This window comes from Mesorhizobium australicum WSM2073 (assembly GCF_000230995.2).
GTDB lineage: Bacteria > Pseudomonadota > Alphaproteobacteria > Rhizobiales > Rhizobiaceae > Mesorhizobium > Mesorhizobium australicum.
In genome coordinates, this window is the sequence record NC_019973.1 from 5494542 (window position 1) to 5514851 (window position 20310).

The 20310-nt window shown below is 63.4% G+C and carries 22 protein-coding genes; 9 read left to right on the plus strand and 13 right to left on the minus strand.

Annotated features, from left to right (window positions below; genetic code table 11):
* Positions 1-26: 26 nt before the first annotated feature.
* From MESAU_RS26420 to MESAU_RS26440, 5 genes are all read right to left on the minus strand, one after another.
* Entirely contained in the window at positions 27-1037 is a 1011-nt protein-coding gene (locus MESAU_RS26420; protein ID WP_015319094.1) for an ABC transporter substrate-binding protein, read from the minus strand.
* Positions 1038-1302: 265 nt separating this feature from the next.
* A complete protein-coding gene (hutC, locus tag MESAU_RS26425; protein WP_015319095.1) occupies positions 1303-2034 on the minus strand; it encodes a histidine utilization transcriptional repressor HutC in 732 nt (243 codons plus the stop codon).
* A gap of 1 nt (position 2035) precedes the next feature.
* Positions 2036-3064, minus strand: coding sequence for a zinc-dependent alcohol dehydrogenase (locus MESAU_RS26430; protein ID WP_015319096.1), 1029 nt, complete (start codon positions 3062-3064; stop codon positions 2036-2038).
* A 14-nt stretch (positions 3065-3078) separates the two neighbouring features.
* Positions 3079-4401 (minus strand): histidinol dehydrogenase, encoded by a 1323-nt coding sequence (hisD, locus tag MESAU_RS26435; protein WP_015319097.1) that lies wholly within the window; start codon positions 4399-4401, stop codon positions 3079-3081.
* 79 nt (positions 4402-4480) lie between these two features.
* The gene (locus tag MESAU_RS26440) at positions 4481-5254 is read right to left on the minus strand and encodes an SDR family NAD(P)-dependent oxidoreductase (protein WP_015319098.1); all 774 of its coding nucleotides are present in this window, start codon (positions 5252-5254) and stop codon (positions 4481-4483) included.
* Positions 5255-5558: 304 nt separating this feature from the next.
* Between MESAU_RS26440 and MESAU_RS26445 the strand changes: the two genes are divergently transcribed.
* Positions 5559-6842, plus strand: coding sequence for an NAD(P)/FAD-dependent oxidoreductase (locus MESAU_RS26445; RefSeq protein WP_015319099.1), 1284 nt, complete (start codon positions 5559-5561; stop codon positions 6840-6842).
* A 202-nt stretch (positions 6843-7044) separates the two neighbouring features.
* Here the strand turns inward: MESAU_RS26445 and msuE are convergent, their stop codons facing one another.
* Positions 7045-7605 carry an FMN reductase gene (gene msuE / locus MESAU_RS26450; protein WP_015319100.1) on the minus strand — a complete coding sequence of 187 codons (561 nt, stop codon included), beginning with the start codon at positions 7603-7605 and terminating at the stop codon, positions 7045-7047.
* Positions 7606-8311: 706 nt separating this feature from the next.
* Here msuE and MESAU_RS26460 point away from each other — a divergent pair.
* The 8 genes from MESAU_RS26460 (at position 8312) to MESAU_RS26495 (ending at position 14199) form a co-directional block, all read left to right on the plus strand.
* Positions 8312-9283, plus strand: a complete 972-nt coding sequence (locus MESAU_RS26460; protein ID WP_015319102.1) for an SDR family oxidoreductase — start codon at positions 8312-8314, stop codon at positions 9281-9283.
* 10 nt (positions 9284-9293) lie between these two features.
* Complete coding sequence (locus MESAU_RS26465; RefSeq protein ID WP_015319103.1) at positions 9294-11006, plus strand: HAD family hydrolase; 1713 nt, start codon at positions 9294-9296, stop codon at positions 11004-11006.
* Between the two features lie 20 nt (positions 11007-11026).
* A complete protein-coding gene (locus MESAU_RS26470; protein ID WP_015319104.1) occupies positions 11027-11212 on the plus strand; it encodes a hypothetical protein in 186 nt (61 codons plus the stop codon).
* Between the two features lie 112 nt (positions 11213-11324).
* Positions 11325-11642, plus strand: a complete 318-nt coding sequence (locus MESAU_RS26475) for a hypothetical protein (protein ID WP_015319105.1) — start codon at positions 11325-11327, stop codon at positions 11640-11642.
* Positions 11643-11667: 25 nt separating this feature from the next.
* A complete protein-coding gene (locus tag MESAU_RS26480; RefSeq protein ID WP_015319106.1) occupies positions 11668-12111 on the plus strand; it encodes a PPC domain-containing DNA-binding protein in 444 nt (147 codons plus the stop codon).
* 66 nt (positions 12112-12177) lie between these two features.
* On the plus strand, positions 12178-13179 hold the full coding sequence (locus MESAU_RS26485) for an ATP-dependent DNA ligase (RefSeq protein ID WP_015319107.1): 1002 nt from the start codon (positions 12178-12180) through the stop codon (positions 13177-13179).
* Between the two features lie 157 nt (positions 13180-13336).
* Positions 13337-13855, plus strand: a complete 519-nt coding sequence (locus tag MESAU_RS26490) for a YciE/YciF ferroxidase family protein (RefSeq protein WP_015319108.1) — start codon at positions 13337-13339, stop codon at positions 13853-13855.
* A gap of 68 nt (positions 13856-13923) precedes the next feature.
* The gene (locus MESAU_RS26495; RefSeq protein ID WP_015319109.1) at positions 13924-14199 is read left to right on the plus strand and encodes a hypothetical protein; all 276 of its coding nucleotides are present in this window, start codon (positions 13924-13926) and stop codon (positions 14197-14199) included.
* 295 nt (positions 14200-14494) lie between these two features.
* Here MESAU_RS26495 and MESAU_RS30505 read toward each other — a convergent pair whose 3' ends face one another.
* The 7 genes from MESAU_RS30505 to MESAU_RS29655 form a co-directional block, all read right to left on the minus strand.
* A complete protein-coding gene (locus MESAU_RS30505; protein WP_015319111.1) occupies positions 14495-14698 on the minus strand; it encodes a hypothetical protein in 204 nt (67 codons plus the stop codon).
* Between the two features lie 119 nt (positions 14699-14817).
* The gene (locus MESAU_RS26505) at positions 14818-17097 is read right to left on the minus strand and encodes a xanthine dehydrogenase family protein molybdopterin-binding subunit (RefSeq protein WP_015319112.1); all 2280 of its coding nucleotides are present in this window, start codon (positions 17095-17097) and stop codon (positions 14818-14820) included.
* Between the two features lie 2 nt (positions 17098-17099).
* The gene (locus tag MESAU_RS26510; protein ID WP_015319113.1) at positions 17100-18122 is read right to left on the minus strand and encodes an FAD binding domain-containing protein; all 1023 of its coding nucleotides are present in this window, start codon (positions 18120-18122) and stop codon (positions 17100-17102) included.
* 1 nt (position 18123) lies between these two features.
* Complete coding sequence (locus MESAU_RS26515; protein WP_015319114.1) at positions 18124-18744, minus strand: (2Fe-2S)-binding protein; 621 nt, start codon at positions 18742-18744, stop codon at positions 18124-18126.
* 277 nt (positions 18745-19021) lie between these two features.
* A complete protein-coding gene (locus MESAU_RS26520) occupies positions 19022-19432 on the minus strand; it encodes a DUF427 domain-containing protein (protein WP_015319115.1) in 411 nt (136 codons plus the stop codon).
* Between the two features lie 213 nt (positions 19433-19645).
* Positions 19646-19828: a hypothetical protein gene (locus MESAU_RS26525; protein ID WP_015319116.1), complete on the minus strand. Its 183-nt coding sequence runs from the start codon at positions 19826-19828 to the stop codon at positions 19646-19648.
* Positions 19825-20184, minus strand: a complete 360-nt coding sequence (locus MESAU_RS29655; protein WP_015319117.1) for a DUF768 domain-containing protein — start codon at positions 20182-20184, stop codon at positions 19825-19827. Before MESAU_RS29655 ends, MESAU_RS26525 begins: the two co-directional genes overlap by 4 nt.
* Positions 20185-20310 lie beyond the last annotated feature (126 nt).

Sequence of the window (20310 nt, forward strand, 5' to 3'; positions counted from 1 at the left end):
GCGTTACCACCGCGATCCGGATCTCGTCACTGCGCCGCCTTGACGAAGGACGGATCGATCATCTGCTCCGGCGTCACATCGGCCTGCAGAAGCTTGGCGTTCTTGGCGGCCGCTTCGACATCGGCGAATGTCTTGGTGGTAAACTCGCCGGTGAGCGCCGTCTTGTTTTCGGCGAGCGAATAGTAGCGCACCCCGTCGAAAGCGGTGTTGAGGTCCTTGACGTCGGAACCGACCGCCTTGGCGATGATGGCGCGGCCGCCGGCGGTGTCGGCGTTATAATCCTTGAGCGCGGCGTCCCAGCTCTTGATCATGGCCAGCACCTGGCCGGGTCGCGATTTGATCACCTCGTCACGCACCACCAGCACGTCGCTGATCAGGCCGGGATCCTCGCCGGCGGTGAACAGCAGCTTGACGTCCTTGTTCTGCGCCATGGCGACAGTGAGGTACGGCTCGTAGGTGACCGCGACCGGCACCTGGCCCGCGATCAGGGCGCCGCCGGCGTCGGCGGCAGGCATCGGAACCGGCTGGATATCGGCGACCGACATGCCGTTCCTGGCGAGCGCGTATTTGAGCAGGATGTCGCTCGTCGTGCCTTCCTCGAAAGCGACCTGCTTGCCCTTGAGATCGGCGACGGAGGTGACATCCTTGCCTGCGACGATGGCGTCGGCGGTCATGGAGACATCGAGCAGCAGCACGATCTTCACCGGCAGACCGGCCGCAACCATGCCCATCGCCGTGTGGGTGGCGATGTTGGCGGCGTCGAGCTGGCCGCTTGCGAGCGCCGCGTTGATATCCTTGTCCTCGGCAAAGTTGACGATCTGGACGTCCGACAGACCGTTTGTCTTGAACAGTCCCTTGGCCTCGGCGACGTGCCATTGACCATATCCAAGCCAGGGCTCGATGCCTATCTTGAACGATCCAGCTTCAGGTGTCGTCGGGATGGCAGCATCGGCTGCGTGGGCCACCGGGGCGGTGGCGAGCCCGATCGCGGCGGCCATCACGAGCGCGCGAAATTGTCCTGCTAGGTTAAGCGTCATCTTTCGTTCCCCTTGATGATCAGACCGCTTTTTACCCAGGCATCCGGTCTGGTGAGACTGCGGGGTTCTGCTCTTGCGGCACTGTGCCTCGGCGTCTTGCCCGCCACTTCATGGTTGAAGCGCTGACATATTTCAGCGGCAGCGGCAGCGGATGTCAAGGCTGAAATACATACATGCATATACAAGTTGGAGAGACTCAAATTTCAGGTTGATCCAGCTCGGCGGCTTGCATTGGCCCGTCGCGTTCAGCTCGCTCCCGTCGCCTTCAGCTCGCTTTGGAAGGCGAGTAGCGGCTGCCGAGCGAGTAGCGGCTGCCGGCATAGGTCAGCTTGCTGATCGTGGCCACGATGGCCCCCGTCCATGTCCGGCGATGCAGGAGAAGGCAGCAACTGCCGACATCGATGCCGAGATGCTGTGCGGCCTCCTTGTCGGCCGGGATGGCGGAGATGATATGCTCGACCTCGGTCACCGGCGTCTTCTGCATCAGGTAGTCATAGGTCGCTGTCTTGGTGAAGTCCTGCTTGTCGTAGTCGGGGATCAGGCCCGGATTGACGAAACGCTCCTCCAGTTGCACCGGCAAGTCGTTCTCGAAATTGACGACGACGGAGTGATAGATCGAAACCCGCTTCGCAAACTCGAACGACAGTGCCAATTCCTTGGTCGGCATCATCGTTTCGAGAACGAGGACTTCGGAGCGGTGGCTGTTGCCGCGCTCGACGATCTCCGCAGCGATATTGTTGATCTCGATCAGCGTCGACTGCGGCCGGGGCGGCGCGATGAATGTTCCCACACCCTGCAGCCGGATCAGGAATCCCGCCGAGGTCAGCTCCCGCAGAGCCCGGTGGACCGTCATCCGCGACACGCCCAGTGACGCCACCAGCTCATTCTCGGACGGCAGCTTGCGGTCCTTGCCCCACCGGCCCGTCCCGATATTGGTCAGGATATAGTCCTTCACCTTCTCGTAGAGGGGGCTTGCCGTGTCGGGCAAATCGATCATTTCAAAAATCCTTTCCGGCAGGTTGCCGCATGCGGATGATTGTTTTCAAGCCATCGCTGCTTCCCGCCAACAGCCGCTCATAGGCGGCTGGGATGTCGTCCAGACCGATCTCGCAATCGACCAGGGCCAGCAGCGGTTCACTCAGCTCACCCAGCATCCGGACAGCGTCTGGCAATTCGTCCGCGAAAGCATGGCATCCGAGCAACGCGATCTCGCGTTCGACAAGAACATTGGGGTCGATGTCGAGGCGGCCATGGAAGATGCCGACCATCGCTATCGCACCACCAGGATCGAGAACGCCGAGCAACTGGCTGAACGCCGCGATGCTGCCGGTCGCCTCGATGGCCGCCAGCAACGGGACATTGGCGGTCGCGGCTGCAATGACCTCGCGGTCGAGATCGACGATCGTGGCGCCCGTCACTCGCGCCACGCGGGCGCAGCGCGCCTGGTTGCGGTCGGCGACAAGCACGGTGCCGGCGAAGGTTCGCGAAAGCAACAGCGCGGCAAGACCGCCGATCGGCCCGCAGCCGACGACCAGAACCGAACCCGCCGTCTTCGGCAGACGCCGCACCGCGTGCAGCGCGACGGCAAGCGGCTCGGCCATCGCCGCGACGCGCTCGTCAAGGCTCGCATCGATGACATGCAGCAGACGTGCGGGCAACACCGCCTGTTCGGCAAAGCCGCCATCGCAGATTTCGCCGACGAAGCCCAGCGCTGCGCAGAGATGCCGCTTGCCGGCACGGCATTGCGCGCAGTCTCCGCACCAGAAACGGGAATCGGCGACGACCCTGTCGCCGACGGCAATGGTATCGACGCCCTCGCCCAGCGCGATCACCGTGCCGGTCAACTCGTGGCCCGCCGTCGAGGGCGCCCGGCTTATCCATTGGCCGGTGCGGAAATTGTGCAGGTCCGAACCGCAGATGCCGGCGGCATCGACCCTGAGCTTTACCCAGCCGGCATCGGGAATGCCTGGCGCGGCGATGTCCTCGACGCGCAGGTCGCCCGGTCCATAAAGTCGTGCCGCCCTCATCGCGATCGTCTCCGCTAGCCGGCGAGATAGCGGTCGCGGATTTCCGAGACCGCGTTTTCGTGCGAGCTGAAGCCCTCGTAGCGGGCGAGCCTGCGGGCATGCTGCGCCAATTCCGGATACGCGGCCGAGGTGACATAGCCGACCGAGGAGCGCTTGACGAAATCCGTCACCGAAAGCGGCCCGTAGGTTCGCGCCCAGCGGCTGGTCGGCAGCACCGCATTCGGCCCGAGGATGAAGTTGGCAAGGGTCACCGGCGTATGCGGGCCCATGAGGATTTCGGCCGCCTCGGTGATGTGGCCGAGATGCGCGAACGGCTCCTTCGACAGGATTTCCAGATGTTCAGGCGCGTAGTCGTTGATGAAGCGATAGCTTTCCTCCAGCGACGCCGTCAGCACGATGCCGCCGCGCTTTCCGGTCAGCACCGCGCGCGAGAATTCCACACGCTGTTCGGTCATCCGCGACCAGTGGTCGGGAAATGCAGCAAGGGCTGCTTCGGCGACCTTGCGGCTGTGCGTCACCAGATAGGCTGAAGAATCCGGCCCGTGCTCGGCTTCGATCAGCAGATCGAGCGCGGCAAGGCCTCCGTCGACGCTGTCGTCGGCAAAGATGATGGCTTCCGACGGTCCGGCCGGGAGCCCCGTATTGATGATCGAGGACAGCACGCTCTTGGCCGCCACCACCCAGGGACTGCCCGGGCCGACGATCTTGAGCGCCGGCTTCACCGTCTCGGTGCCGTAGGCGACGGCGGCAACGGCTTGCGCGCCGCCGCATTTATAGACGGTTTCGACGCCGGCAAGGCGAGCGGCGACCAGCGTGGCCGCGTCCACCGAACCATCCGAGGTTGGCGGCGTCACGATCGCGATCCGCGGCACGCCGGCAATCACAGCCGGAACCGACGTCATCATCGTCACCGATGGAAAGGCGCCCTTGCCGCGCGGCACGTAGAGCGCGACCGATGCGATGGGCGTATACCGGTCGCCGGCATAGGCGCCCGGCCGGATCTCCTTGAGCCACATGGTCTCCGGCTTCTGCTCCTCATGAAAATGCCTGATATTCTCGATGCCGAACCTGATGCTCTCCACGACTTCCTTCTCGACCTTGTCGAAGGCCGCATCGAACTCCGCTTCCGACACTTTCAGTCCGCCTTCCCTCACATTGGCCTTGTCGAACTCCCTGGCGAAACGGATCAGGGCGGCGTCACCCTCTTCCCTGACGGCCTGGATGATCGGGCGGACCTTTTCGACGAAGGCCGACAGATCGCCTTCGGCGCGTTTCAGCAGACCGGCCCGTTGCGTGGTATTGAGGGATGACAGATCGTGGAAGCTGATGTCGGACATGGGTGCTCCTTCTGTTCAGAGCAATGCGCCGGCCGGTCACATTGCGGAAGACTTTGTTCTCTAACCTGGGCGAGTCGCCTCAGATCGATGCGAGGAAACCGCCATCCACCGGAATGGACTGGCCGGTAATGTAGGCTGAGGCATCCGAAGCAAGGAACACGGCGACGCCGTGCAGATCGCGCAGATCGCCGAAACGATGCTGCGGGATTTTGGCGAGCATGGATTGCCGCCACGCTTCGTCGGCGTAGAACACCTCCGTCATCGCCGTCCTGAAATAGCCCGGGGCGATGGCGTTGACCCTGATGCCAAGCTGCGCCCATTCCGCTGCCAGCGCCCGGGTCATGCCGAGCAGGCCCGACTTGGACGAGCCGTATGGCACCGCCGTCGGAATGCCGACTTCTGAAGTCAACGAGCAGAGGTTGATGATGGCGCCGGGCCGCCCGGCGTCCCGCATCTGCCGTGCCGCCGCCTGGGCGCAGAAGAACGCCCCTTTGAGATTGGTATCGACGATCCGGTCCCACAGCGGCTCGTCAACGTCGAGCGAGGGCCGGACCTCTTCCACTCCGGCATTGTTGACGAGAATGTCGAAGCCGCCAAGCAGGCGGGCTGCCTCGGCGATAACCGTGCGGCACTGGTCGACATCGGTCACGTCAAGCGCAATGGCGTGCGCAACCCCGCCGGCCGCGCGGATGGCCGCCGTCGTCTCGTCAAGCGAGTCCAGGCTACGCGCCGTGACCGCGACGTCGGCGCCGGCCGCGCTCAGCGCCCCGGCGATGCTGCGGCCAATGCCACGGCTGGCGCCGGTGACAAGCGCCTTCCTGCCGGAGAGGTCGAAAAGAGAAGCGTCGCGCATGTGATCCTCCTTGGCCGCTCCATAGCCCAGAGACTACCAGATCGACTTACATATACAAGCATATACAAACAAAGCTGATTGCGATAACGTGACGTCAGCCGCCGCACCAGGATCGCGTAGTTGGCTCTTCATACGAGATGCCACGGGCGGCAGCCCTGTCGCAAATGTCGTAACCTCCCGAAAGCAAGCAGAATTGCCTGGCGTACCCGACACGAAAGTCTGGGTCTGCCGCGCGTGCGGGATATCGGCCATTGAAAGCTATCGTGCCCCTCGAGCCGGCCGCCTTGTCGTGAGAGCCTCGTCCATGAACGAAAGCAGCCCGCCCCGGAGCCTCTATCGCGATACGGCTGGCGGCACCGGCAACTACCCCTCCCTTGCCGGCGCGCAGCGGGCAAGGGTCGCCATTGTCGGCGCTGGCTTGACCGGCCTGTCGACTGCCTTGCATCTGGCGGAAGCCGGCGACGACGTCTGCGTGCTCGAGGCCTATCAGCCGGGATGGGGAGCCTCGGGCAGGAATGGCGGCCAGGTCAATCCCGGCCTCAAATACGATCCCGACACGATCGAAGCCATGTTCGGCCCCGAGCTGGGGTCGCGGATGATCGACTTCTCCTACGGTGCTCCGGATTTCACCTTCAGCCTCATCAAGCGCCTGTCGATCGATTGCGAGGTCCGGCAGAACGGCACCATACGCGCGGCCATCCGGCCGCAGCCGGCAGCCGCGGTGCGGGCCACGGCCAACCAATGCGAGCGGCGGGGGATGCCGGTCGGCTTGCTTGACGCAAAAGCGATGGCGGCGCGAACCGGCACGGACAGATACATGTTCGGCATGTTCGATGCTCGCGGCGGCGACCTCCATCCCTTGAAATACGCGCGTGGCCTGGCGGCCGCCGCGCGGAAGGCCGGCGCGCGGATATTTGGCGGCAGCGAGGTTCTCTCGCTCAGCAGGCAGGCCGGGCGCTGGCTCCTCGAGACCGCAAACGGATCCGTCAGCGCCGAGAAGGTCCTTGTGGCGACGAACGGCTACACGGGAAACTTGTGGCCTGGCCTGGAGCAGTCGCTGGTTCCGGTGTTCAGCGCCATCGCAGCGACCGAACCGCTGTCGCCCACGGTCGCGGCCGCAATTCTTCCCGAAAGGCCGGTCGTCTACGAAGCCGGCAACATCACCGTCTATTACCGCATCGACGTCCAGAACCGGCTCCTCATGGGCGGACGGGGACCGATGAGGCCCATCGGCGATGCTTCCGCCATCCGCTATCTCACCGACTATGCGCTACGGCTCTGGCCGGCGCTTGCTGGAGCGGGGTGGACACATGGCTGGAACGGCCGGGTCGCGGTCACCAAGGACCATCTTCTACACGTTCACGAGCCGGAAGACGGCGTGCTGATCTGCCTTGGCTACAATGGCCGCGGTGTTGCCATGGCCTCGGCGATGGGCGATGCGCTGGCAAACCGCCTTCGCGGCGACGAGACCACTGCCTTCCCGATGCCGATATCGGGGCTGAAGCCAATCCGGCTCCACCGCTTCTGGCCGCTTGGCGTCAGGGCGGCGATCCTTTCGGGCCGGGTGAAGGACCGGTTCGGCCGATAACGGAAGAGCACGCCGCTATGCTCCGGTCTTGGCATCGGACAATCTTCGGGCGTGGTCGTCCATGCATGCGGAGCATCAGCGCCCGCTGATTGCGACCGGTGCACTGCAGGTCGCCCTGCGGCGCGCAGGCGCGTTCAACGGCCGGGCTTCAGCCAAGCGCTTCAGCGCGCCAGCGGTCGGAGCGGGATATGTTCCGAGCACGCTACTCGGCGGCTATCCTGGCGCGCTGCCGGCCGAAGAGCGCCAGACCGACATCGTCCACGGCGAGGCCAATGCGGGTCTGGATCGCTTCGGATGCCAGCACGCCATCAGCGAAATCTTTCTCCGAGGCGTATATGGCCGTCGGCAGCGCAAAGGCTTCGAAAAAGCCGAACAGCGGCCGCAGCTGATGCTCGACGATCAATGCATGGCGATCGCCGCCGCCGGTCGCCGCCAGCAGCACCGGCTTGCCCCTGAGGGCCGCCGGATCGACTAGATCGAAGAAATGCTTGAACAGCCCGGTATAGCTGCCTTTGTAGGTGGGCGAGCCGACCACCAGGACATCGGCGGTCAGGATCCGCTCGAGGACGGCGCGGGCCTGCTCGTCCAGGTCCCGAGTGGCTTTGGCATTGCCAAGGCTGGGACCGAGATCGACGATGTCATGGGTGCTGGCGGCGAGGCCGTATCGTCCGGCGATCTCCGTCACGATATGGTCCACGAAGCCACGGGTCTTGGAGGGCCGCGTGAAATTGCCGGAGAAGCCGACAATGGCCGGATTGGTCATGATGGATGCCCTGTGATCTTTTCGAACCAGTTTGCCAATGCCCATAGTTTTTATAGACATTACTGCCGAACAAAAGGAATTCACGGTCGCCGTGGGACGAAATCGGAAAAGATTTTTCTCCCGGGAGCCAGATCGCCCGCCTGCATGCCGGATGATGACGTCACCCGATCCAGATGCACTTGGCAGCCGTCCCACGCGAAGGGCGATGCGACCGGTGGCGAAAAGGGGGACCATCACCGTTTGTTCGGAACCTGATCGCCCGGCGGCTGTTTTCCGTTCAGCCAAATACGGAGGAAGCCATGGCACGCGACAGAACCGAATATGAAACGGGCGCACGGAAGTATCCCGCCAGGACCGGCCCGGATCCGAACGATGATTTCTCGGTTGACGCAGCGGGCAACAAGCCGCCGGCAGGCGGAATGGGGCTTACGCGACCGGCGGATCAGACAAATGAAGAGACACACCAGTCAGAAGGACAGAACCCGCCTCCCAAGGCGACGCCCAGCCCCGCAACGGAGAAGACATCCGGCGCGGGTCCGGCGATCTCCGAGCACTCGAAGGACGCGAAGGCTCCAAGGTCGGGCCGCCAACCCGGCGCCTATGTCAAGGACTGACGCGGACGGGGGCGATACCTTCTGACAAGCCATGCGCCGCGCAGACCGCCGGTCTGCCGCGCGTTGAACTTTCTTCAGCCGAGGAGACGACCATGCAGACGAAGTCACAAACGGCCGGTGAAGTCGCCAAGCAGCGCCATATCCAGCGCGGGATCGATGCCAAGGACAAATCGAAGCGCAACGGAAAGGCGGAGCACGCCATGCAGGCAGGCGCGCGCCCCTATCCCGAGCCGCCCTTCCCCAAGCAACATCAGGCGAAACCCGGGCATGAAGCGACGATCGAGCCTGCTCCGCTCTACGATGCACCCTACTATGTCGGATCAAAGAAACTCGAAGGGAAGGTGGCTCTCATCACTGGTGGCGATTCGGGTATCGGCCGCGCGGTCGCGGTTTTGTTCGCTCGCGAAGGCGCCGACATCGCAGTCGTCTATCTGGCCGAGGACAGGGATGCCGAGGAGACAAAATCCGCTGTCGAAAAAGAAGGCCGACGCTGCATCCTGTTGAAGGCCGACGTCAGTGAACGCCAGGACTGCCACGATGCCGTGGCGACCACGGTCGAAACATTCGGCCGCATCGACGTGCTGGTCAACAACGCCGCCTTCCAGATCCATTCCAGCGACTTCGGCAACCTGACCGAAGAACATTTCGACACGACGCTGAAGACCAATCTCTATGGCTATTTCCATATGGCGCAGGAAGCCGTGCCCCACATGAAGCCGGGCTCGGCGATCGTCAACACGGGTTCGGTTACCGGCATAGAAGGCTCGAAGCAGCTGGTCGACTATTCGATGACCAAGGGCGGCATCCATGCCTTCACGCGCGCGCTTTCGGGCAACCTCATCGCCAAGGGCATCAGGGTGAACGCGGTCGCGCCTGGCCCGGTGTGGACGCCGCTCAATCCGTCCGACAAGGAAGCCGACGACGTCTCGAAATTTGGCGCCGACACGCCGATGAAACGGCCGGCCCAACCGGAGGAACTGGCTCCCGCCTATGTCTTCCTCGCCTCCCCGCACTGCTCGAGTTACATCACCGGCGAGATCCTGCCGATCGTCGGCGGCTACTGAGGTCAGCGCAATGTATTTCATTGCCCTGGCGACCGACTATGACGGGACGCTCGCACATGACGGGACGGTCTCCAACAAGACGCTCGCGGCACTGGAGCGGTTCAAGAAAAGTGGCCGCAAACTGCTTCTGGTCACTGGCCGCGAGTTGCCCGACCTCAAGCGCGTGTTTCCCGATGTCGGCCTGTTCGACAAGGTCGTCGCCGAAAACGGCGCCTTGATCTACACACCGGCTAGCGAGGAAGAGCGGGCGATCTCACCATCGCCGGAGCCCGAATTCGTCGCCAGGCTGAAAAAGCAGGGGGTGAAGCCACTTTCCGTGGGGCGGTCGATCGTCGCCACCTGGGAACCGCATCAGGCGACCGTGCTCGAGGTCATCAAGAAGATGGGGCTCGAACTCGAAATCATCTTCAACAAGGGCGCGGTGATGATCCTGCCGAGCGGCGTCAACAAGGCCACCGGTCTGGCGGCCGCGCTCGAGGACCTTCACCTGTCGCCGCACAATGTTGTGGGTATCGGCGACGCCGAGAACGATCACGCCTTCCTGAAGGCCTGCGGCTGCAGCGTTGCGGTCGACAATGCCATTCCCGCGGTCAAAAGCACCGCGGACCTGGTTACGCGCGGCGCACGCGGCAAAGGCGTCGAGGAACTGATCGCCAAGCTGATAAAAAGCGACCACGGGATCGTGCCGAAGCGTCATGGCGGGATTGTTCTGGGATCGTCCGGTGGCGATGACATCTATCTGTCGCCGACCGAAAGCGTGCTCATCGCCGGCAGTTCGGGCATCGGCAAATCCACTTTGGCCACCGCACTGACGGAACGCTTCGTCGACAGCCAATTTCAGTTTTGCGTCTTCGACCCGGAGGGTGACTATGACGGCCTCGAGGGCGCCGTTCGGCTGGGGGATGCATCGAGCGCGCCGACAAAGGCGCAGGTGCTCGACCTGATCGCCAAGGCCGACAGCAATGTCGTCGTCAACGGGCTGGCGCTGCGTGTCAACGAACGGCCAGACTTCTTTGCCGACCTGCTGCCTGACCTTGGCAGTTTCCGTCGCCGCACCGCAAGGCCGCATTGGCTGGTCATCGACGAAGCGCACCATCTTCTTCCGAAGCGGCGCGACGACACCCGCGCCGTGCTCTCCCTGGAACTGCCGGGCACGATCCTGATCACCGTCCATCCCGAGGCGATTTCGACCGACGCCCTGCGCCTGATGACGGCCGTCATCGCCCTTGGCCCGAAGGCGAAGGACGTGGTGAAGACCTTCTGCCATGAGACCGGCATCGAGCCGCCGAAGGACATTCCCACGCCCAAGGGCGATCGGGTTCTGTTCTGGCGGCCGGGGGCGCGCAAAAAACTCACGACGGTCAAGGTCATAGAACCTCGCCAGTCGCTCAAGCGCCACAGCCGTAAATATGCCGAGGGTCAACTCGATGAGACCGGCAGCTTCTATTTCCGCGGTCCCGACGACGCGATGAACCTCAGGGCCCATAATCTGATGATCTTTGCTCAGATGGCCGAAGGCATAGACGACAAGACCTGGGAGTTCCATTTGCGCGCGGGCGACTATTCGAAATGGTTCCGCCACCAGATCAGGGACAAGGACCTCGCCCGCGAAACCGCCGAGGCGGAAAAGGACAGCAAGCTTTCGGCGGACGAGAGCCGCAAACGGGTGCTCGATGCCGTTCGGCGGCGCTACACGGCACCCGCGACGGCGCCAGAGGCGTAACAGCCCGACAGGAGGCGGTCATGAGCGACGACCGGCATGGCAAAGACGACAAAGACGGACCCGGCGAAAATGGACCTGTCTTCTCCGCGCGCCAGGCTTCGCAAGGCGAGATCATCCTGCGAACCCGCACGCGCCGGATCATCTTCGTGGCAGGACTGGTCGGCATCCTGATCCTGGCGGCGGTGGTCAGGTTCGCGATCGGTTAAACCTGCCTGGTTGCAACAGCCGCCGCGACAGGGTGTGTCGGGCAAGGCTGACCGCGATTGGAACCCGGGCGCCGACTTGGCGTTCAACCTCCATCGAGAAGGAGAAACGATCATGCCCCGAGGCGATAAATCCAAATACACCGACAAGCAGGAACGCAAGGCCGACCATATTGCCGAAGGCTACGAGAAGCGTGGCGTCTCCGACAAGGAAGCCGAGCGGCGCGCATGGGCGACGGTCAACAAGGACGATGGTGGCGGCAAGAAGGAAGGCGGCTCCGGGCGTGGCAAGCACACAGGTCACCCAGCGGCGCACAAGGGCGGCAAAAGCGGCGGAAAGGCGTCCGCTTCCCGATCGGCCGCCAGCCGGTCCGAATCGGCAAAGAAGGCGGCGGCGACCCGCAAGAGGAACGCCGAACACCACGCCCACTGACCGACCGCGAGGATTGGACGCCGGCATGAAATCGCGACTCGTCAACGAGGCCAATGGCCAACGGACATTTGTCGTGGTGCTCGACCCGGGCGAGGAAGCGTTCGCGGCACTGACCAGCTTCGCGGTCGAGCAGAAGATCGGCAGCGCCTCCCTGACGGCGATCGGCGCGTTCCAACGGGCCACCGTCGGTTGGTTCGACCTGGAGGCGAAGAGCTATCGAAAAATCCCGATCGACGAACAATGCGAGGTCCTGAGCGCGATCGGTGATGTCGCGACGGGCGATGATGGCAAGCCAAGCCTTCATGTCCACGCGGTGCTTGGCTTGAGCGACGGCACGACCAAAGGCGGCCATCTGCTCGAAGGCACCGTTCGGCCGACATTGGAAATCACCGTGGTGGAAGCGCCGGGTCACCTGCGCCGCCGCAAGCGAGCCGAATTCGGCGTGGCTTTGATCGATCTCGGTGCCTGAAGCTGCCGCGGGTGCCGGTTGGCGGGCTTCGCCGCTGGCGCGTGCCCCAGAAAGCGACGTAAGGCAATGACGGACAGCTTTGCCCTACCCCTGAACACGCCCCCCATGGAGGCCAAGGCAGCCGACGCTCTGCCGGATGGGGAGGGCTTTTGGCAATACGAGCCCAAATGGGACGGGTTTCGCTGCCTCGCCTTCAAAGGCGACACGGATGTCGACTTGCGCGCCAAATCCGGCAAACCGCTCGGTCGTTACTTCCCGGAGCTCGTCGCCATGCTGCGGCAAGTCAAGGCCCGCAATTTCGTGGTCGATGGCGAGATCGTCATCGAGCTCGAAGGCCAGCTTTCTTTCGACGCGCTGCAGATGCGGCTTCACCCAGCCGAAAGCCGCATCCGCAAGCTGAGCGCGCAAACGCCTGCCCGGCTGATCCTGTTCGACATGCCGGTCGCGCCGGGCGGCACGATCCTGCTCGGCGAGCCGTTGTCGCAACGACGCCGGGCGGTCGAGGGCTTCGTTCAGGACTACGCCGAGCCTGGCTTGCGGCTATCGCCCAGCACGACCGATCCGGCGGCCGCCAGACGCTGGCTTGAGGAAGCCGGTCATGGTTCCACCGACGGCGTGGTCGCCAAATTGCTGGCCGACCCCTACCGTCCAGGGGAACGCGCGATGGTCAAGGTCAAACGGTTGCGTACGGCCGACTGCGTGGTTGGAGGATTCCGCTATCTGACCGGCAGCAAGGAGGTCGGCTCGCTCCTGCTCGGCCTTTACGATGATAGGGGCAAGCTCGACCATGTCGGCTTTACCTCGACCATCGGCAGGGATGACCGGGCTGGCGTCACCCGAAAGCTGGAAAAGCTGCGTGGCGGACCCGGCTTCACCGGCAAGGCGCCGGGCGGGCCTAGCCGCTGGAGCACGCAGCGCAGCGGCGAATGGGAGCCCCTGCGGCCGGAACTGGTGGTCGAGGTCCGCTTCGACCATGTCACCGGCGACAGGTTCCGGCATGGCACCAAACTGTTGCGCTGGCGGCCGGACAAGGCGCCGCGTCAATGCACCATGCAACAGATCCAGTGATGGAGTTCGTGCCGCGGACGCGCTTGCGAAGCCCGGTCGCGATGAGAGCCTACGCAGCGGTCGCCTCTTTGCGAGATGGCTGGAACAACCGTCCTCACGGCAAGTTGTGCTCCAGCTACACCGCTGGTGGGCTTCACGACAATTGGAGATGACAATCATGGCGACTGCGAAGAAAGCGGCAACGAAAGGGCTTGAAGCCCTGTTCCTCGACGGGCTGAAGGACATCTACTACGCCGAGAAGAAAATCCTGAAGGCGCTGCCGAAAATGGCAAAAGGCGCCGAATCCGAAGATGTTTCGGCAGCATTCGAGAAACACCTGCAGGAAACCGAGGGCCAGGTCGACCGCCTCGAACAGATCTTCGAACTCCTCGACAAGCCGGCCCGGGGCAAGACCTGTCCGGCCATCGACGGCATCATCGAGGAGGGTTCGGAAATCCTCCAGGAATACAAGGGCGACCCCGCGCTGGATGCTGGGCTAGTCGGAGCGGCGCAGGCCGTCGAACACTACGAGATCGCGCGCTACGGGACGCTGATCGCCTGGGCCGAACAGCTCGGCAAGAGCGACGTGGTCAAACTCCTGAACGAGACTCTCGAGGAGGAGACGGCGACCGACGAGGCACTTTCCAGCCTTGGCGAGGGTGGCGTCAACGAGCGTGCCCTGGAACAGGCCGCCTAGCTGGCGAGCTGTTGCCCCGGGCGCTTCAGGCGATCCGGGGCAAACTCCCCGGATTTCGGAGAACGACAATGGACCCCCGCAAAAGAGAGCAACCCGCAGTTCAGACGGAAGACCCGACGGAGACTGAAGGTCCCACGGTAGAGCAGCAGGACTGGGACGCGCTAGCAGGCGCGAAAATCCTTCCGGACGACGTCGAGGTGGAAGACGAGGCCGACGGCGAATTGCCCGAGGAAGATGACGACAACGCCTACCAGGAAAGCGACGAGGCATTGCCCGACGATGTCGAGGAAGCGGTGCTGTCACGCGATCCTTCAAGGGAAGGCGGCCGCTTCGACGAGGAGTGACCAAACTACGGGCGGATTCCGCTCAGCCGACCGCGTGCATTGGGGGCTCTTCGTTCTCGTCAGGATTGGGTAACGGCGCCTCATCGGGCAATCCTTCCGGCTCCGGTTCGCCGATCGGCTTGGGCTTCCAATTGGGAGCCGGCATGGGTACGTCGCGGTTGGGGTCGGGTTCTCTCGGATCGGGCATCAAATCTGTCTCTCTTTCGGCGAACTGTGCGGGTCGGCTCTGCCCAGCACGGTCGCATGCAGAGCCCGTCCCGAGCGCTCGGGACGGGCACGGAGCCACACAGGTTTGCTAGCGATTCTTGTGGCTTTGCTCGCCAGCTCTCACATGCTGTTCATGGGTTCCGCCACGCTTCGTGCCGGCGCTGTCGCCGCCTTGTTGGCGATGGTTGTCACCGGCCGCCTGCTGCTGACGGCGGTTCTTATCGTCCATGTTCTTGTGGCTCTGCTGGCCTGCTTTCACATGTTGCTCATGGCTACCACCTTGATTGGGCATCTTCTTCTCCTTTGAGTTATGCGAGGCGGTCAACCGCCTCAAGGGTCAAAGACGCTGGCGGCCAGGACGTTCCCTCACGTAATATTTCGTGAATCGGACCGTCCATGGGGTAGGCCAGATCAGACGATAAGCTGCTCGATCCTGATCGGAAGATCGCGGATGCGTTTGCCAGTCGCATGGTAGACCGCGCTGGCAACGGCGGCCGCCGTGCCGACATTGCCCAGTTCTCCGAGGCCTTTGACGCCTGCCGGATTGACCTCGTGGTCAATCTCCGGAACCAGAATCACCTGGAGATCCTTGATGTCGGCATTGACCGGCACGAGGTAGTCCTGCAGATCTCGATTGACGTAGCGGGCATAGCGGCTGTCGACCTCGGTCGCCTCATGCAGCGCCTGGCCGATGCCCCAGATCATTCCGCCCATCAGTTGGCTGCGCGCCGTGCGCGTGTTCATGATGCGGCCGGCGGCAAAGGCCCCGACAATGCGCGGCACGCGGATTTCCCTGGTAAGGCGATTGATGCGAACTTCGACGAATTCCGCGCCGAATGCATATTTCACCGAATCCTCGTCCTGCTCGCCGCCGTGAAACTCCGGCTGGCCGGCATAGAGCTTCTTGAGCGCTTCGGGGCTCGCCCCCTTGGGCGCATACTCGGCATACTCCTCGATCGCCCCCACCCGCATGGTTTTCAAGACGTCCTCGACCTTTGCCGAAGCGCCGCCCTTGGCAATGATTTTGCCATCAACGATATCCAGTTCCTCATTGTGGGCGCCGGCAAGCGCACCACCTTCGCCGCTCGCCGCGGCAAACAGCTTCGTCCTGATCGCGTCGCAGGCCTTGAGCACCGCCGAACAGACGCTTGCCGTGGAGATAGACCCTCCCGACACGGGCGCCGGGGGCAAGGTGCTGTCGCCCATCTCGACGCTCACCCTGTCCATGGCGACACCGAGGCGCTCTGCTGCCATCTGGCCGGCGACCGTGCGCACGCCGGTGCCGATTTCATGCGAGCCGCTCTGGACGCGCACATCGCCGTCGACGGTCAGCCATACGCGCGCAGCGCAGGGAGCCGACGAGGTCGGATAGACTGCCGTCGCGCAACCCATGCCGATCAACCAGTCGCCGTCGTGCATCGATCCGACCTTGGCGTCCCGTTTCGTCCAGCCGAACGCGTCCGCCGCCTGATCGTAGCATTGCATCAGCGAGCGGCTCGAGAACGGCTTTCTTCCAATCGGCTCGGCTTTTGGCTCGTTCACCCTCCGGAACTCCACCGGGTCCATGGCCAGGGCCACCGCCATCTCGTCCATGGCGTTCTCCAGCGCATAGACGTAAGGCGTCTCGGGAGGCGAACGCATGTAGCCGGGCGTGTTGCGGTCCGCCTGGACCAGCGACACGTGCGTAAGCACCGCGCCGTAATCATACATGCGGCCGGTCGCCGACGTTCCCCCGACCACGTAGGGATCGGGGCGCGATGTCACCTCCCAGCCCTCATGCGCGAAAGCGGTTATGCGGCCGTCCTTGTCGGCGCCCATGCGGATCCGGTGCCTGGTCTCGGCGCGATAGGTCTGGGTACCAAACGCCTGCATGCGGCTGACCACGCAACGCACCGGCCGGCCGAGACGCCTTGCCGCAACCGCGACGATCGCCGTGCGGGCCGTCATCGGTCCCTTCGAGCCGAATGCGCCGCCGATGTATGGGCTGACAATGCGCACCTTCGCCGGATCGATCTTCAACTGCCTGGCAAGTTCGGCCTTCCAGCCGGTGACGTTCTGGGACGGCTCATGAATGGTGAGTTGATCGCCCTGCCACATTGCCGTCGTCGAAAACAGTTCGATCGGATTGTGGTGCTGCGTTGGTGTCGAATAGCGTGCATCGATCCTGACCGGAGCAGCGGCATAGGCAACATCGAAATCGCCGACCTTGACGTCTTCCTTGAACATCGGGCTTTTGCCCGCGGCGGCAATGGTCGTTGCTCCAGGGCTGTCGAAGCCCGCACTCGGTTTCTCCTCGGCGTAGTCGGCACGGATCAGCAGCGCAGCCTGCTCCGCCGCCTCGAAGGTCTCGGCGACCACCAAGGCAATGATCTGCCCATCGTGAAAGACCTTCCGGTCATGCAGCGGCGCGATCGAGGCGGCGGCGGTATTGCCGAATTTCGGCTTGTCCACCGCGTCCATGTCGCCATAGGTCACGATGTCGAGCACGCCCGGCACCGCTCGGGCATTGTCCAGGTGAAGTGCCGTCACCGTGCCCCTGGCGATACTGCTGGTGGCCAGCACGCCATAGGCGACATTGGCCGCCGCGAGGTCCGCCGGATAACTCGCCTGGCCGGTCACCTTCAGCCGCCCGTCGATGCGCGGCAGCGGGGCACCCATGTTCTCCTTGGGCTGCGGAGCGGCTGCGTTCATGATCACACCTTCATGTCACGGGTTTCGAGGAGCGCCCGCACCAGCGTCCGTTTGCCAAGCTCGATCTTGAACGCATTGTGGCCGCGCGGCCTGGCATCGGCGAAAGCCGTCTCCGCGGCCGCCCGCGCCATTGCCTCGTCCAGCATCTTGTCGTGCAGGACCGCTTCCGCTTCCCTCGCCCGCCACGGCACCGTGGCGACGCCGCCAAGGGCTATGCGTGCCTCGCGGACGTTGTTGCCGTCGAGGTCGAGAGCGACCGCCGCGGAAGCCAGGGCGAAGGCATAGGATTCGCGGTCACGAACCTTAAGGTAGCGGGAACGGCGGGTCCAAGGACCCGCGGGCACGTCGATGGCGGTGATGATCTCGTCAGCGGCGAGGCCGGTCTCGACATGCGGCGTATCGCCGGGCAAGCGATGCAGGTTGGCGAACCGGATTTCGCGCGCGCCGCCAGAACCCTCGACATGGAGGTTGGCGTCAAGGGCAATCAGTGCCTGGGCGAAATCACCATGATAGGTGGCGATGCAGGCATCACTGACGCCCAGCACCGCGTGTTGCCTATTGAAACCGTCCATTGCCGCGCAGCCCGAACCCGGCTGGCGCTTGTTGCAGGCCCATGAGATCTCCCTGAAATACTCGCACCGCGTCCGTTGCAGCACGTTGCCGGCAAGGCTGGCCATGTTGCGGAGTTGGCCGCTGGCTGCCAGCCTGAGGCTGTCGGCAATGACCGGATAGTGGAGCTTGACGTCCTTATCGTCAGCCGCCTCGCCCATCCGCACCAGCGCGCCGAAACGAACCCCTTCGGCGGTGACGCGGATTTGCCGAAGCGCCGGCTCGGAGAGACGATTGAGATCGAGCAGGCGGTTCGGCCGGGCAACGTCGAGCTTCATGTAGTCGGCCAGATTGGTGCCGCCAGCGATGAATTGCATGTCTGACTGGGTCGGCGGCCGATCCGGCGCGGCAAAGTTCGAAGCGAGGGCGATAGCCGCCGGGATGTTGGCCGGTTGCTCGAGAACGAAAGGACGCATGTCAGGCTCTCCCGGTTTCGTCGCGAGCCTGCACGATCGCGGCCACGATGTTGGGGTATGCGGCGCACCGGCAGATGTTGCCGCTCATGTATTCCCGGATATCGGCCTCGGAACCGGCGTGGCCTTCGTTGACACAGCCGATGGCCGACAGAATCTGGCCCGGCGTGCAATAGCCGCACTGGAAGGCGTCATGGTCGATAAAGGCCTGCTGCATCGGATGCAGGGCGCCGTCGCGCGAGGCGAGCCCCTCCACGGTCGTCACATCCTTGCCCTGCATCATCACCGCGAAGCTCAGGCAGGAGAGGACCCGTTTTCCGTCGACGAGCACGGTGCATGCACCGCATTGCCCATGGTCGCAGCCCTTTTTCGTCCCGGTCAGCCCAACGTGGTCACGCAAGGCGTCGAGCAGGCTGGTCCTGGTGTCGAGCGAAAGCTCGTAAGCTTGCCTGTTGATACGAAGCGAGGTGACGACCGGCTCCCGGAGCTTGGAACGGGACGCGGCCACTTCCTCCGCCTTGGCCTCAGGAGACAGGAGCGGTGCGACCGCAGCGGCCGAAACCGTGCCCGTCATGAAACGTCTCCGGCTGAGGCTAATTGGCTTTGGGACGAGGGTTTCGGACATGGCTCGCTCCTGGGCTGGCTTTCGCCGCTAACCTTTCACTCCGGGCATTGTTCCGAATGCAGTGCGACAAAACCCTGCCTGATCGCGAAAGAGTGATTTTGCTCCGGCATGGCGGTGAGGCGCGGCTAAACCCGATCGAAGCGGCCGCAACGAGGCTTCTTGGTGGAGGGTGGATCGATGAGGGGAAGGCTCGGACTCGCACCGGTGCCGCTGACCCTGGCGGCGGCCACTTGCCGGCATGCCGGCAAGCAAGAAGAACGACGGTCGAGGCGGCATCCTACTCCATGACATGTGGAGTGTGCCGCTTATCCTCCTTCGGATCGACGTCAATACGTGCCTTTTTCGGATCGAAGGCGCCATGACGCGCGATGGCCAGGGCCGCGGTATCCGGCGTCTCATACGCCCACATGAAGTCATCGGCCGAGCCGCCGACGGCATGAACACGCCAATAGCTCGCTGTTCCCTTCAACGGGCACTCGCTGGTGGTGTTGGTCTTCTCGAGGAGGTCGAAATAGATATCCTCGAAGGGGATATAGAAGACCGGCTCATGGCCCTCCTCCCGAAGAATTTTCGCACGGTCGCTTGCGGCGACTATCGCGTCGGAGAACCGGACCGTCACCGTGCCGAGGAATGGTTCTATGCTCATGCCGCCGATAGGGCGCCTGGAAATCGCTTCTGAACCTTGCATCTGAATTCTCCTTGGCCAGCGTCTTGATGGTTGGATGACATTTGTCTTCCACGCGTGAAGTCGAAATGCGCGGCAGTGGATTGAGGTTCCGGTCCCTCCGGAAATCCTGGCGTCCGCAGTCATCAGCCTAGCCGCGCCAGGGGAATGACCGGAGCCTCATCCGTCAGGCCAGCCACGCAAGCGGCAGCGGCGTATAGCAATAGGAAATCACGTTCATTTGGTCGCCGGGGCAGTTGGCTGATCGCCACCGGTCGTCGACTTCGGTCTGGCGTCCTGGTCGACTGGTGGGTTCTTGGTGACGGTGTCGGTGTTGGCCTTCGTCGGCTCGGTGTTGTTGTCACATGCGGTGAGCGCAAGACCCGTTGCCAGGATCAGAAAGGATAGGAACCTCGTCATCGCCATCTCCTCGAGTTGACACTCGACAAACGAGGTTCCGCGATTTTGGTTGCCGCCGTGGCCACCCCTTCCAAGGGGGAGCCGTTCCCTTCATCGATCGTTTCCGCGATGTATTCAGTAAGATCGCCCACCTCATCCTGGATGTCCTGCGCCGCGATCCCCTCATCTTGCGCATCCGCCACGCACTGATTTGCGAGTTCCTCCGCGGCATCGATGCCGGACATAGGGATAGGCTCGTCAACGACGTGTTCTTCGATCCAATCCGAAATGAAGTGGGCTGTTCGATTGACGATCAGGTCGGCGTCCTCGGACAACTCCGCTTCGCCCCTGAGCTTATCCCTGGTTGTCGTTCTCATCGGACACACCCGTTCACTTGACCAATTTCAAACGCCGATCGGCCGCAAAAGATGCAGGGAAGGAGGAAAATCGTGATCGGCCGCGCATCGGGAACGGGTGTCTTCATCCCGCGTTGTCAGCCACGC

Excerpts from the sequence above, each read along its gene's own strand:
- MESAU_RS26420 (WP_015319094.1), bottom strand. The coding sequence starts at position 1,037 with ATGACGCTTAACCTAGCAGGACAATTTCGCGCGCTCGTGATGGCCGCC.
- hutC (WP_015319095.1), bottom strand. The coding sequence starts at position 2,034 with ATGATCGATTTGCCCGACACGGCAAGCCCCCTCTACGAGAAGGTGAAG.
- MESAU_RS26430 (WP_015319096.1), bottom strand. The coding sequence starts at position 3,064 with ATGAGGGCGGCACGACTTTATGGACCGGGCGACCTGCGCGTCGAGGAC.
- hisD (WP_015319097.1), bottom strand. The coding sequence starts at position 4,401 with ATGTCCGACATCAGCTTCCACGATCTGTCATCCCTCAATACCACGCAA.
- MESAU_RS26440 (WP_015319098.1), bottom strand. The coding sequence starts at position 5,254 with ATGCGCGACGCTTCTCTTTTCGACCTCTCCGGCAGGAAGGCGCTTGTC.
- MESAU_RS26445 (WP_015319099.1), top strand. The coding sequence starts at position 5,559 with ATGAACGAAAGCAGCCCGCCCCGGAGCCTCTATCGCGATACGGCTGGC.
- msuE (WP_015319100.1), bottom strand. The coding sequence starts at position 7,605 with ATGACCAATCCGGCCATTGTCGGCTTCTCCGGCAATTTCACGCGGCCC.
- MESAU_RS26460 (WP_015319102.1), top strand. The coding sequence starts at position 8,312 with ATGCAGACGAAGTCACAAACGGCCGGTGAAGTCGCCAAGCAGCGCCAT.
- MESAU_RS26465 (WP_015319103.1), top strand. The coding sequence starts at position 9,294 with ATGTATTTCATTGCCCTGGCGACCGACTATGACGGGACGCTCGCACAT.
- MESAU_RS26470 (WP_015319104.1), top strand. The coding sequence starts at position 11,027 with ATGAGCGACGACCGGCATGGCAAAGACGACAAAGACGGACCCGGCGAA.
- MESAU_RS26475 (WP_015319105.1), top strand. The coding sequence starts at position 11,325 with ATGCCCCGAGGCGATAAATCCAAATACACCGACAAGCAGGAACGCAAG.
- MESAU_RS26480 (WP_015319106.1), top strand. The coding sequence starts at position 11,668 with ATGAAATCGCGACTCGTCAACGAGGCCAATGGCCAACGGACATTTGTC.
- MESAU_RS26485 (WP_015319107.1), top strand. The coding sequence starts at position 12,178 with ATGACGGACAGCTTTGCCCTACCCCTGAACACGCCCCCCATGGAGGCC.
- MESAU_RS26490 (WP_015319108.1), top strand. The coding sequence starts at position 13,337 with ATGGCGACTGCGAAGAAAGCGGCAACGAAAGGGCTTGAAGCCCTGTTC.
- MESAU_RS26495 (WP_015319109.1), top strand. The coding sequence starts at position 13,924 with ATGGACCCCCGCAAAAGAGAGCAACCCGCAGTTCAGACGGAAGACCCG.
- MESAU_RS30505 (WP_015319111.1), bottom strand. The coding sequence starts at position 14,698 with ATGCCCAATCAAGGTGGTAGCCATGAGCAACATGTGAAAGCAGGCCAG.
- MESAU_RS26505 (WP_015319112.1), bottom strand. The coding sequence starts at position 17,097 with ATGAACGCAGCCGCTCCGCAGCCCAAGGAGAACATGGGTGCCCCGCTG.
- MESAU_RS26510 (WP_015319113.1), bottom strand. The coding sequence starts at position 18,122 with ATGCGTCCTTTCGTTCTCGAGCAACCGGCCAACATCCCGGCGGCTATC.
- MESAU_RS26515 (WP_015319114.1), bottom strand. The coding sequence starts at position 18,744 with ATGTCCGAAACCCTCGTCCCAAAGCCAATTAGCCTCAGCCGGAGACGT.
- MESAU_RS26520 (WP_015319115.1), bottom strand. The coding sequence starts at position 19,432 with ATGCAAGGTTCAGAAGCGATTTCCAGGCGCCCTATCGGCGGCATGAGC.
- MESAU_RS26525 (WP_015319116.1), bottom strand. The coding sequence starts at position 19,828 with ATGACGAGGTTCCTATCCTTTCTGATCCTGGCAACGGGTCTTGCGCTC.
- MESAU_RS29655 (WP_015319117.1), bottom strand. The coding sequence starts at position 20,184 with ATGAGAACGACAACCAGGGATAAGCTCAGGGGCGAAGCGGAGTTGTCC.